Source organism: Candidatus Gracilibacteria bacterium (assembly GCA_041658685.1).
Taxonomy (GTDB): domain Bacteria; phylum Patescibacteriota; class Gracilibacteria; order UBA1369; family UBA12473; genus JBAZZS01.
The window spans coordinates 413,918-426,610 of record JBAZZS010000001.1; the positions used below are offsets into that span (position 1 = coordinate 413,918).

Below are 12,693 nucleotides of genomic sequence, written 5' to 3' on the forward strand. Positions count from 1 at the left end.
AAATGTATCTGTACCCCAATACATGCCAATTGTGCAAAAAAAACATCATCGCCCAATTTGGCCAAGACAACCCGCGCCCAACCTTATGCGTGGAGTGTTGGTGGAGCGACAAATGGAGTGCGCTCAACTACGGCCGAGAAATTGACTGGAATCGTTCTTTTTTTGAACAATTGCACGAATTGGAGCTCTCAGTTCCTCATTCTTGCGTTTCAACCGACATCAGCAACATCAACAGCGAATACACGCATCACGCAGGCCAAGAAAAAAATTGTTATCTTATTTTCCACGCCACATTTGCCGAGGATTGTTATTACGGCTATGGGGTGAAAAAAGCCAAAAACTGCGTCGACGTTCACTACTGCCATCAATCCGAATTTTGTTACGAATGCATTGATGTCAAAAACAGATTGCAAAGCTTGCCTTAATTCTATTTCAGCAGATTGACTATTAGCTAGACATTCTTGTACATACTCAGTCTTCATAGAGAGATAGATTAAAACCTTAATAAGGGGTCTTTTTATACCCCAAGCATCCAATAAAATCAAGCTATAACAAGACCGGGGCCAATGTTCCTTTTGGAGCCAAATACAAACCTGCGCTTCGTCCAGCCCCTTTTTTCGTTCGATTGTTCATGGCCATATTGAAGCCCCAAGATTGTCCTTTCTCTCCCAAATCATCCGCCTTAATCACACGAAGCCACCTCTTGATATGTTCAGGGATGATTGCTCCCTCAGACAATAGCCCTGCATCAGCCAATAACTCTTCAAGGCAAGAAGGGGCATCATTAAATCGATCCCTATTTACAGAATCAGGTTCACTCCCGAGATGTGCAGCTGCGGTCAAAATTCCTTTTTCTCGAATCAATTGAAAATCATGCGTCCCCGCAGAAGGAGGAACATTTTTCCAATGGCCCGTCCCTACCATTTCAATAATAGCACAAGCACTCCCATAATCTTGCGATAAGACAGGGATTCCAACCTTGCTCCCCTGATTATCACCCCATCGCCCCGGAGTGAGAACGATATATTTCGCCTTTTCGCCTTGCTCATGGATAGCCGTATTGATTTTTGCGATCCAAGAACGAAGTTCTTGCAATTGATCTGCATCCAATTTACCTGAAGCCGTTGACTCATCCTCTTCCCCATAAACATCAGGATCAATATAAAGCGCATAAGAAACATCCTCAATGTGTCCACTGCTTAAGCTGTTTTTAGTTTTAAATAAAACATCCTCGGCAGGCACCTCCTTTGGCATCTCGGCGGGCTTAAGATTTGGAGCAACATTTTGAGGACGAGCTTGGACAATACGAACACTATAAGACCCTTCCGCGCCTCCTCCTTGCCCCTTGCTCTTCTCCCCAATAAATTCAACATCCACATCTTCCCAACCCAAGCAATGTTTAAGTTTTTCGACAAAATATCGAATAATCAATGGGAAAGGGGCTTGTTTTTTAAATTTCATCATAGGATCAAACGTAGCCCAAACATCTTGCTCTGTAGTCAGTACGAAGGAAGCCACTTCACCCCCCCCCTCTCTTTTTGAAAAAATATCTTTAGGAGAACCCGTTTCCCGAGAACCCATAAACCTACTCTCTTGCAAGAATTGTTCCATGGAAATTTTCTCCACCCCCCTTGTTCGGTGAACAACATAAATCTCCTGTTGAGCATGAGTTCCATGCTTGTCATCCTTTTTGACCGGATTTTTACTCGGCTCATCAAATAAAACAATACGTCCTCCAAAGGTGACGACCATTTCCCCTAACCCGGTGGCAATGGTCATACTGCCCTTTTCTGGATCAGGTCCATGCGATTGAGGCGCATCGGAAAGTGCCACTCCGGAAAAATCCGGGATGAAATAATCTCCATACCATCTCCCGTACATAGGTTGAACCAAAAGCCCCATCTGTTCATCCGCACACAATAAACCATGCTCTTCTCGATATTTCATAACCTTTGGGCTGAAAACAGAGCCATATACTTTTTTAATCGAACGAACAAATCCCTCAAAATCATCAGGTAAACAAACATCACTGTCGTACATCCCTGCAAAAGAAGCGCCGTGCTGATCCTCAAGCTCAGAGCTGGACCGTACAATAAAAGGTCGATCTCCCCATGTCTTTCTAATATCCAACCAAAGATCCTTAAGTTGGCGTTCAATATGTTTGGGAAATTGAGCGGCATTCATTTTTTCCCTTAAAAATTTAAATTCCACAGCTTCAACCTCTGAAGATTGTTTGGGTCGATATTTTCGCCGAGATAAATCTCCAAGGGAAGGATTTGAATGAAGTAATTGCAAAAGAAGATCCGATCCGATCAGTCGACGTTCATTGGGCTTTAAAACATCTTGCAAGAGAGCATATAATTTTTGAACCGAAAAATTCTTAATTCCAAGTCTGTCAACAAACGCTTGGTCAAACTCAGGCGTTTTTGTTCTTAAAACCGGGTCCAAAACAATTTGATTCGCCGCCTTACGCCCTGCGTGCCCCTCGTCCAATCCCACGGAAAAAGCCCTAAGGACTTCTTCATAATCTTTATAAGTAAGAAACTTCATCGCATCTTCAATAAAACGAGGATTACTGCTAATAAGCCGATTAATCAACGCTTCATGAGCGATCCCACGTAATTCAATCATAGTCTCCGCATCAAACGAAAAATCATGCTCAAATGCTTCATGTTTCCCGTTGTCCGTAAAATCAATCACATCCAACAAAAGATCCAAAGGAGAATTTCTATCAATTCTTATCTTATTAGAAGGGTGCCCTTGCGCATCAAAACACAATTGCGCGATCCTCCCCGGGTTGGGGCCGGATCGAAACCGAGCATTGATATCACCTAAAACAAGATCCGTTTTGCTTTTTTCTAAAGAAACTAAAGCTTTTAACGCAAAATAAGTACGCCATTTTCGTACGCGGCTCTCCCATTCTTCCTGATTTTCTCGTTCCATAGGATGTTCCCAACCTTCAACAACATGTTGGTCCCATATGGCCTGTCCGACAGAATCGGATTGAATTTCATCATAGCCTTTGGCAAGCCCCTCTCTATAAACGATCCGACGCAAAGCACGTGCAATCTGCCCGGGATCTTTAGCCCCGATAGCTTCAAGTTGTCCCGCAAAAATAAATACAGAGGACTCATTCAGCCCTGCTTGAGTCAGTGCTTCCTGCGAAGGCAAGTGGTCTGTTACAAAACTACGATCTGTTGAGGCATTCATTGTCATATATTTTATTACAGGAAGGGAATTTTATAGGAAAAACACTTTTTGTCAAAAATAATTACAAGAATCGACTAATACCTTATTTTATGATAAAATATAACTATGAAAATCCCTCCATCCCGCACGATATTGTCGATCAAAGTCCCAAAAGAAATCGAACCAGGCCCCGGTCCGATCATGGCGGAGCAGATTTTTCTCGCACTTCATTCCATCCATGAGGAGCAGGCTTGGTACAAGCGTCTTTTTGGAGTTCGAGGGGGGAGCATCAGCCTTGAGATCATCCATCAAAAGCGCCACATCAAGTTCATCGTAACCTGTCCGACGCATTACAGAAACCTCGTGGAAGGGCAAATTTACGCGCATTATCCCAATGTCGAGATTTTTGAAGAAGATGATTACATCCAAGATAAAATCGAGCCACTCGAAATGGGGAAACCCCAACCCGTACAAGGGAAAAAAGCGCTCACCACCGCCTCAAAAGCCGAATCTCTTCGCAAAGGCAAAGATTTTAAAACCGTCAAACAAGATCGACCCATTTATGGCGCAGAAATCCGCCTCACCGGTCCGGCCATCATTCCGATCAAGCGCTACCCGCAATTCGAAGATCGACTCACCCGCATCTCTGCAGACCCCATCGCCGGAATCACATCCAGCTTATCGCGTCTCAGCAATCCCAAGGATGAAGCCTGGATTCAATTGGTCATGGTGCCCCTCGATGACAAATGGCGAGTCAAATTCGTGGAAGTACTACGTATTTTTTCCAAAGGCGTTTTTGGCAGCATTGAGTTTTTCGAAGACGCCTTTTTAAATTTTTCCTGCACCCGAAAAGTGTGGCCGAGGGTCGTATTTTTCCCTTTAACTTGCTACATTTGGCTCCGACGAAAAACCGTGGGATTTAAGCACCGGCCCAGCTTAATGAGCCCCACCGGAGAAGAGGAGGACGATGGCGACCTTTTGGATGAAACCATGTCCAAACAGCACGATCGAGAAAATAAGGTGGACGCCACTGCGGATAAAATCAACAAACTCATGTATGAAGTTGATTTGCGCGTGGCCTATCTCCCGGCCCATGACGATCGAGTGAGTGCGGAATTTAAAATCAAAAAAATTGCCGGTAGTTTCAAGCAATTCAACATCCCACTCCTCAACGAGCTCGAAATGGAAAAAATCGAAAAGGGGAGTGAGCTTATGAAAAAATTCAAAAATCGAACTTTAACTAAGGAATGCGGAATTCTCAACGTAGAAGAACTCGCCACGATTTATCATTTTCCAACCATTGTGGTGCAAACCCCCAACATTGACTGGGTTAAATCGCGCAAAATTGAAGCGCCAAGCGACTTGCCCTCTCCGGACACGATTCCCGAAAGCAATTTGACGCTTTTAGGGAAAACCAATTATCGCGGCATGCACGATGTTTTTGGCATCAAATGCGACCCGGACCGTCGCCGCCACATGTACATCATTGGAAAAACCGGTATGGGAAAAACAACGCTTTTGGAAAACATGATTTTTTCCGATATTCAAGCCGGCCGAGGCATTGCGGTCATTGACCCTCATGGCGATTTGGCGGAAAAAGTGATTGATTTTGTGCCTCCTCATCGCACCAACGATGTCGTTCTTTTTGACCCTGCAGATCGCGAATTTCCAGTGTCCTTCAATATGATGGAAAGCCCGGATCCGGCCTTCAACACCATTATTTGTTCAGGTTTGGTTGGAATTTTTAAGAAAATTTACGCCGAAAGTTGGGGTCCGCGTCTTGAACATATTTTACGCAACACAATCCTATCGCTCCTCAATTATCCGGACACCAGCATGCTCGGCATCATTCGTGTACTTCAAGATGAAGGGTATCGCCGTCGGGTAGTCAGCAAAATCGAGGATCCGGTGGTGCGCGGATTTTGGGATGGAGAATTCGACAAAATGAGTGAAAAAATGCGCGTGGAAGCGATTTCTCCGATCTTGAACAAAGTCGGGCAATTCTTATCGAGCCCCATCATTCGTAACATTGTGGGACAAACCAAGAGCACCATTGACCTGCGTTTTTGTATGGATAAGAAAAAAATCGTGATTGTGAATCTTTCAAAAGGAAAAATCGGAGAAGACAACTCGTCCTTGCTCGGCGCCATGCTCATCACCAAATTCCAGCTCGATGCCATGAGTCGCGCCAATGTAGCGGAAAACGAACGCCAAGATTTTTACCTTTATGTTGATGAATTTCAAAACTTTGCCACTGAATCGTTTGCCACCATCTTATCCGAGGCCCGCAAATATCGCCTCAACCTCACCATGGCCAATCAGTACATCGCGCAAATGCCGGAAGAGGTGAGAGATGCCGTATTCGGAAACGTGGGAACCACGATCTCATTTCAAGTTGGGTTTGACGACGCCGAATACATTTCTCAGCAATTCGGAGAAGTGGTCATGCCCAACGACCTCGTCAATTTGAATAAATACACGATTTACACGCGGTTATTGGTGGATGGGATGCCCAGTGTGCCCTTCTCAGCCGACACCTTGCCTCCGCCTGCGGAAAGCCTCGAGATCGAGCCCGGACGACGAGAAAAAGTAATCAAATTATCACGAGAACGCTACAGCAAACCCCGAGAACTCGTAGAAGACAAAATCAAACGCTGGAGTCAAAATACGGGAGACAAACTGGGAGAAGGAAAAGAGGTACGGCAAATTGGAAAGCCACCGCAAAAAGAACAAAGAAGAAAATAATAAAGGCTATCTTGAAAAAGATCCAAGCCACCTAAGATACGCCTGCGTATTCGGCGGCTCATTATCTTCGACACCGCACGATAAGCCTTTTGGAAAATTGAACCATTTTTAATAAAATCAAGGTCAACAATACGCTATAAACCGCAAGCAAAACCCAATTCGCGACATCAACCCATAGATTGGGAGTGAAAATAAGAGCCTCTTTAAAATTCATCAAACCCCATTCGTAACCGCCTCTGGAAAAATCATCGCCCCATTCTTCCCAAAAACTATAACTGATAAAAATCGGAAGGGAACTACTTCTAAAAATCATCCCAACAACAAGGAAAACCAAACCATTGATAATCGTTTTTTTCATACTTATTTTTTAAGGATTGCAATCCCGGGTAATTCTTTCCCTTCCAAAAATTCCAACATGGCGCCGCCACCGGTCGACACATGATCGAATTTAGAAAACTTGAAGCCGAATTTTTTAATGGCATCGATGGTGTCGCCGCCACCTAAAATCGTCTTGGCCTTAGAGATTGCCACCGCCTTAGCAATCACCCGCGTACCTCGTTCAAACGGTTTCTTTTCGTAAAGTCCCACCGGCCCATTCCAAATAATGGTTTTTGCCTTTTTAATCACCTCAACATAAGCGGCAAGCGCTTTTTTCCCAAGGTCGAGAATTTTCATATCGCCTTCCACATCCTCCACCGGAATATCGAGCGTTGCAGCCTTATCACTGATCTCAGACGCCACCACCACATCCTGCGGAAGCATGATTTGATTCCGTTTTTTCTCAGAAGCCAACATAATTTCACGCGCAACCTCGACCTTATTTTTTTCACACAACGATTGCGCCACATCAAATCCTTCAGCCAATAAAAAGGTATTCGCCAACCCGCCCCCAATCAAAAACGTATCCGCTTTTTTAATAAAATTTTTCAAAATCCCGATCTTAGTATCGATTTTGGCACCGCCAACAATCATAACCAGCGGACGTGCCGTCTTTTTGAGAAGAGGGGAAAGGGCCTTGATCTCTTTTCCGAGGAGAAGTCCGGCATACGCAGGCAAATATGCCGCAATTCCGGCTGTGGACGCGTGCGCCCGATGCGCCGTGCCAAAGGCATCATTCACATACAAATCCCCAAGACTCGCGAGCGCCTTGGCAAATTTGGGGTCATTTTTTTCTTCTCCAGCGTAGAAACGGGTGTTTTCCAATAAAACAACATCGCAGTTTTTCATCTTTTCAATCGCTTTTTCAACCTCATCTCCAATACAGACATCGAGTTTTTTAACCGGCTTTTTAAGCAATTTCGATAACACCTTGGCGATCGGATCGAGCTTGAATTCCTTCTCGAATTTCCCCGGAGTCGGCCGCCCCAAATGCGACATCAAAATCACCCGCGCCCCGTTTTTAACTAAAAACCGAATCGTAGGAAGTGATTCTTCGAGGCGAGTCGCATCTGTTACGCGACCTTTTTCATCTTGGGGAACGTTGAAATCAACACGGACGAGGACGCGCTTGGCTTTGAGAGATTTAGAAGAGAGGCGTTGGAGGGTTTTTAACATAAGAAAAAATTTAAAAAATCCTAAAGGACAAATTTAAAATACTGTACCGTAATCATTTTGAGCAAGAGGCAACTCCTTAAAATTGATTTGAGCGGGGAGAGGGGATAGGCTAAAGGAAATTTTATTTTATAATTCGTGAAATATGAGACAAGCCCCGAAAGGATTATCGATTGCTATCGGAGGGCACGCCACGCTCCCAGCCAATGCAGTAGATAAAAGCATCCCTGTACAAGAAGCGGCAATGAGAGAAGTCTTTGGCCAAGTTTTAACAGTTGTACGGGCGGCCGTACAAGAGGGTTTTACATGGAATACCATGACACATGGAAGCGGACCTCAAACGGATTTAATTTTGAAACGGGTACGAGAATGTCTAAAAATCGGAATGCATAATCTTCCGTTGTACTATGCCTCAATGGATCTTATCGCCTCCATTGGGATGACCATGGAACGGATATTAGCTAGTATGATAGCAAGAGAAATGGGATGCTTCGGAGCAGACAAAACAGGGGTTCAAACAGTCCCAACGCACTTTTTAGTAGATCCAAATACAATGAAACCCGTAAAACCAATCGGCGGGACATTGACTGAAGAAGAAATAAAAATATTAGAAAAATTAGGAGAAACCGTCAAAGATACTAAGGATGGAAAAGGTCCAAGAATTATAGTGGCATCTCCTAAGGTTTTAGGAGTCTTACCTCAAAATTTAGACGGAATTGTAGCAGTTATACGCGCTGGATTACTCGCTATCGCTGGAGGAACCGGAGGGGTTGCAGTCACAATAGAGGAAGATGGAGAAATTACCCCTCATCCCGCTGTAATTGATAAGGACTATGCGGCAGAAGCAATTGTCAGAGGACTTGCTGAAAAAGAGATCCCAACAGACACTTTTGGTGTAATTATGTCAGACCCATATACAGTAAGAAATTTTTCAATCGTAGCAGAAGGGATTGACGCAGCAGGCGGTCCTATGAAAGTCACTGCAGAAGAGCGTGCTAGGTTGATGGAAGCGGCAGGCCCCATTCATCGTATAGCAGCTGCGGACATGGGAGCTATTCTAGAAACCCCAGGGGCTGTAACCTCAGGAGCAGAACCTAAAATTAGAGCTGCTTGGAGACTCGTTGATAAAAAAATCGTTAGACAAGCTATTATTTGCAGTCCTGAAAATTTTGGAGCCACTTTTATTGGAAAGGCTAAAGATGCAGGAACCGTAATTTTCAAAGGAGAAAAATGGGTCTGATCCCCTGAAATCCATTGACAATTTAAGGCTTAGCACTCTATAATCGTCAGTGCTAGTTTTGACCTTATAAACTCTCCTTTACCATGGACTTCAACCAATACACCACCAAGGCCGCGGAAGCGGTCCAAGGCGCCGCACAACTCGCCGGCAAACTGTCGAATCAGGCCATCGAACCCTTGCACCTGTTACTTGTTCTTGTGGAGCAAAAAGGCGGACTCGTGCGCACGCTTTTGGAAAAGATGGAAAAAGATCCAGACGTCATCAGTAAAGAAGCCAAGGCCGAGCTCACGAAACGTCCCCAAATTCAAGGCAGCTCGCAAGGCTACATCACCCCGGAGATGAAAAAAGTCCTCGACCAAGCCGAAACCGAAGCCGGGCACCTCAAGGACGAATATATTTCCACCGAGCATCTTTTTCTCGCCCTCATCGATCAACCCACGATCAAAAATCTTCTCGACCTCAACAAAGAAGAAGTCCTCCAAGAACTCTCCAAGCTGCGTGGCAATCAGCGCGTCACAGACCAAGACCCCGAAGGAAAATATCAAGTGTTGGAAAAGTACACGCAAGATTTCACCAAACTCGCAGCTCAAGGCAAAATCGACCCGGTCATCGGTCGCGATGAGGAAATTCGACGCGTCATGCAAATTCTTTCCCGCCGCACCAAAAACAACCCGGTCTTGGTAGGGGAGCCTGGCACCGGAAAAACTGCGATCGTGGAAGGCCTTGCCAAGAAAATCGTGGACAAAGACGTTCCCGAAAGCCTCAAAAATAAGCGCATTCTTTCTCTTGATCTCGGCGCCCTCATCGCAGGCACCAAATATCGCGGTGAATTCGAGGATCGGCTCAAAGCGCTTCTCAAAGAAATCGAATCTTCAAATGGAGAAATCATCCTATTCATCGACGAATTGCACACCATCATCGGCGCCGGAGCCGCAGAAGGATCCATGGACGCCGGAAATCTTCTCAAGCCCGCCCTGGCCCGCGGCCGTTTGCGCACCGTAGGCGCCACAACTCTCAAAGAATATCGAAAATACGTTGAAAAAGACGCCGCTTTTGAACGCCGATTCCAACCTGTCATGGTGGAGGAACCGTCTCTAAAAGACGCGCTTTCCATCCTTCGCGGCATCAAAGAAAAATATGAAATTCATCATGGCGTCAAAATTCGCGACAATGCCCTCGTGGCTGCGGTGAATCTTTCTTCCCGCTATATCGCAGACCGATTCCTCCCGGACAAAGCCATTGATCTCATGGACGAGGCCTGTTCCGTGCTTCGCATCGAAAACGACAGCCTTCCCACGGAAATCGACCGCCTTCAGCGCCAGATTCGTCAACTCGAAATCGAACGCGAAGCTTTAAAACAAGAAAAAGACGACGCTTCCAAAAAACGCCTCAAAGACATTGAAAAAGAACTCGCCGGGCTCAAAGAGCAAAACAAGGGATTCGAACTTCAATGGAAAAAAGAAAAAGACCTCATCGATGCGCTCAAAAGCACAGACAAAAAAATCGACGAACTCAAAGAAGAAGCCAAACAAGCCGAACGCGCCGGCAATCTCGAGCGCGTGGCCAAAATTCAATACGGAGAAATTCCGGGACTCGAAACTCAACAAAAAGAAGTTCGCGCCAAACTCGCACATTCACAAAAAGACGGGCAATCCTTACTCAAAGAAGAAATCACGGAAGAAGACATTGCCGCTGTGGTGGCCCGCTGGACCGGAATTCCGGTCTCGAAAATGCTCACTCAAGAAACCCAAAAACTCTCAGACATGGAGCAAGCCCTCGCGCATCGAGTCATTGGCCAAAAAGAAGCCATCAAAGCCGTCTCAAACGCCATTCGTCGCAGTCGCGCCGGGATTCAAGAAGAGGGGAGGCCTATCGGGTCATTTCTTTTTCTAGGGCCTACAGGAGTTGGGAAAACCGAGCTCGCCAAGAGCCTTGCCGAATTTCTTTTCAACAATGAAAATGCCATGACTCGCATCGACATGAGCGAATACTTGGAAAAACACTCGGTCGCGCGCTTGGTCGGATCTCCTCCGGGTTACGTGGGCTACGAAGAAGGCGGCCAACTCACTGAAGCCGTCCGCCGACATCCGTACAACGTCATTTTATTCGATGAGATTGAAAAAGCGCACCCCGATGTATTCAACATCTTGCTCCAAGTCCTCGACGACGGCCGACTCACCGATGCCAAAGGCCGCACCGTTGACTTTAAAAACACCGTCATCATCATGACCAGCAATTTTGGAAGCGAAATCATCGAGGAATACGCCAAAGATGCAAAGAAACAACGAGAACAACTCATGGCAGCGCTTCAAAAAGCCTTCCGTCCCGAATTTTTAAATCGCATCGACGACACGATTATTTTCCAGCATCTCACCGAAGCGGAAATCGCAGAAATCGTAGGACTCCAAATTGAACTCGTGGCCAAACGCCTGGCCAAAAAAGGCATCAAACTCGAGATCACCAAAATGGCAAAAATGTGGCTGGCAACAACCGGATTTGATAAAACTTTTGGCGCCCGCCCCCTCAAACGCGTGATCCAAAACAAGATTCTCGACGAACTCGCGCTCCAAATCGTGGAGGGAAAAATCAAAGAAGGGGACACCATCAAGGTTGATTTTAAAGTCGATGAGGTGATAATAGAGAAAAAGCGCTAATTCTTCTTTAAAATCACACTTATGCCTCTTCCAAAACCTTATAAATGTCCCATTTGCCAACATGAAAAATTTGAAGAAGGTTGGATAGGAGGAAAACTAGAATTTATTCCTAAAAATGTGGTTGGTTTAAAAAAAGTTTTTAATATAACTGGAGTAAAGAAAAAAGAAGCTCGTCGATGTTTAAATTGCGGGAATATTCAGTTTTTTATCCAAAAATAATTCTCAAAAAAAATGCCAACCATCCTAAAGGGAAAAAGTCACAAAATCACCTTCGTCTCGATTATTTTAGTCATGTTAATTCTAATAACAGGAATTCTTTTTCTTAAATTTCATTCCACAGAAAAAGAAAACGCAATCCTTCCAACTGAAAACAACACGACCCCACCCGAAGAAATAATCAATACCCAAACTCCTTCTCCAGCCTCCATTGAAGAATACTATTCATTATTATCGTATCAATATTTGCCAGAACTCGAGATATTCGGGAAACCCTCTGATGTTGAATTTATAGATGAAGAAAATTACTACATAAAATTTAGAGACACCGTGGAAGGGGAAAAAACCACCAGTGGAGCCATGGCCATTTTCATTAAACCTGACGGAACTAACGTTATTGCTGTCGAAGGAGGGACATGTACGGAAACCTGCAATCGGAATTTCTGGCTTCTTGAATACAATGAAGGCGAATGGATCGATGTCACCGCCGAACTCCTCCAGGAAAATAATTACGAACCCACGGAAAAAGAAAACTATACAGGAACTTTCTATTTTGAAATTCCTCAATACGGCACCTCGTTAACGGTTTATAATTACTATTATGATGCTGAAATTAATAGCGCTTACTCGGTTAAGGAGACACAACTTGATTGGATCAATGGGAAATTCCAACCATCAGATATTTTTTCATTAAGAATTCATGAACAAGGCCAACATTTTAATTTTATATTGGACATCCCGACTTCTTGGGGAAACGTCGATTGGGTCGCAGAGCGAGCTGGATTTTATGGCCCCGAAGGAATGCCGGAAAACGATCCTTACAATTTCGCGGTCGGATCCGAGCTGTACACCATTGTAATTGAAAAAGCATCGAGCGTTGATGAAGCTATTTTTTCAATCACTTCCGTGGATGCCTCAGACAAAAACAATTCGGCGATTACCGGAGTGACGTATCTTACGGAACACAATGGAAAAGTCTATTTTTACAGTGGTTACGACGCAGAAGACCAAATTTATTTAAAAGATATTCCAGCTATTTTAGATTCCATACGATTTGAGCCCACTCCCATGTACGATGAATATTAAGGATTATAATTT

General features: G+C 44.7%; 9 protein-coding genes. 6 read left to right on the forward strand and 3 right to left on the reverse strand.

Going from position 1 to position 12,693, the window contains the following annotated elements; genetic code table 25:
* Positions 1-2: 2 nt before the first annotated feature.
* Positions 3-425 (forward strand): hypothetical protein, encoded by a 423-nt coding sequence (locus tag WC882_01605; GenBank protein ID MFA5842355.1) that lies wholly within the window; start codon positions 3-5, stop codon positions 423-425.
* 121 nt (positions 426-546) lie between these two features.
* Here the strand turns inward: WC882_01605 and WC882_01610 are convergent, their stop codons facing one another.
* A complete protein-coding gene (locus WC882_01610) occupies positions 547-3,216 on the reverse strand; it encodes a PEP/pyruvate-binding domain-containing protein (protein MFA5842356.1) in 2,670 nt (889 codons plus the stop codon).
* Positions 3,217-3,315: 99 nt separating this feature from the next.
* Here WC882_01610 and WC882_01615 point away from each other — a divergent pair, with 99 nt between their 5' ends.
* Positions 3,316-5,934, forward strand: coding sequence for a DUF87 domain-containing protein (locus WC882_01615; protein MFA5842357.1), 2,619 nt, complete (start codon positions 3,316-3,318; stop codon positions 5,932-5,934).
* Between the two features lie 61 nt (positions 5,935-5,995).
* Here the strand turns inward: WC882_01615 and WC882_01620 are convergent, their stop codons facing one another.
* Positions 5,996-6,292 carry a hypothetical protein gene (locus tag WC882_01620; GenBank protein ID MFA5842358.1) on the reverse strand — a complete coding sequence of 99 codons (297 nt, stop codon included), beginning with the start codon at positions 6,290-6,292 and terminating at the stop codon, positions 5,996-5,998.
* A gap of 2 nt (positions 6,293-6,294) precedes the next feature.
* Complete coding sequence (locus WC882_01625) at positions 6,295-7,488, reverse strand: phosphoglycerate kinase (GenBank protein MFA5842359.1); 1,194 nt, start codon at positions 7,486-7,488, stop codon at positions 6,295-6,297.
* A 142-nt stretch (positions 7,489-7,630) separates the two neighbouring features.
* Between WC882_01625 and WC882_01630 the strand changes: the two genes are divergently transcribed.
* Genes WC882_01630 through WC882_01645 form a run of 4 tightly spaced genes read left to right on the forward strand, consistent with a single transcriptional unit; the run spans position 7,631 to position 12,681 of the window.
* The gene (locus tag WC882_01630; protein ID MFA5842360.1) at positions 7,631-8,758 is read left to right on the forward strand and encodes a hypothetical protein; all 1,128 of its coding nucleotides are present in this window, start codon (positions 7,631-7,633) and stop codon (positions 8,756-8,758) included.
* Positions 8,759-8,808: 50 nt separating this feature from the next.
* Complete coding sequence (clpB, locus tag WC882_01635; GenBank protein MFA5842361.1) at positions 8,809-11,379, forward strand: ATP-dependent chaperone ClpB; 2,571 nt, start codon at positions 8,809-8,811, stop codon at positions 11,377-11,379.
* Positions 11,380-11,400: 21 nt separating this feature from the next.
* Positions 11,401-11,598, forward strand: a complete 198-nt coding sequence (locus tag WC882_01640) for a hypothetical protein (protein MFA5842362.1) — start codon at positions 11,401-11,403, stop codon at positions 11,596-11,598.
* 12 nt (positions 11,599-11,610) lie between these two features.
* Positions 11,611-12,681 (forward strand): hypothetical protein, encoded by a 1,071-nt coding sequence (locus tag WC882_01645; GenBank protein MFA5842363.1) that lies wholly within the window; start codon positions 11,611-11,613, stop codon positions 12,679-12,681.
* Positions 12,682-12,693: the final 12 nt, after the last annotated feature.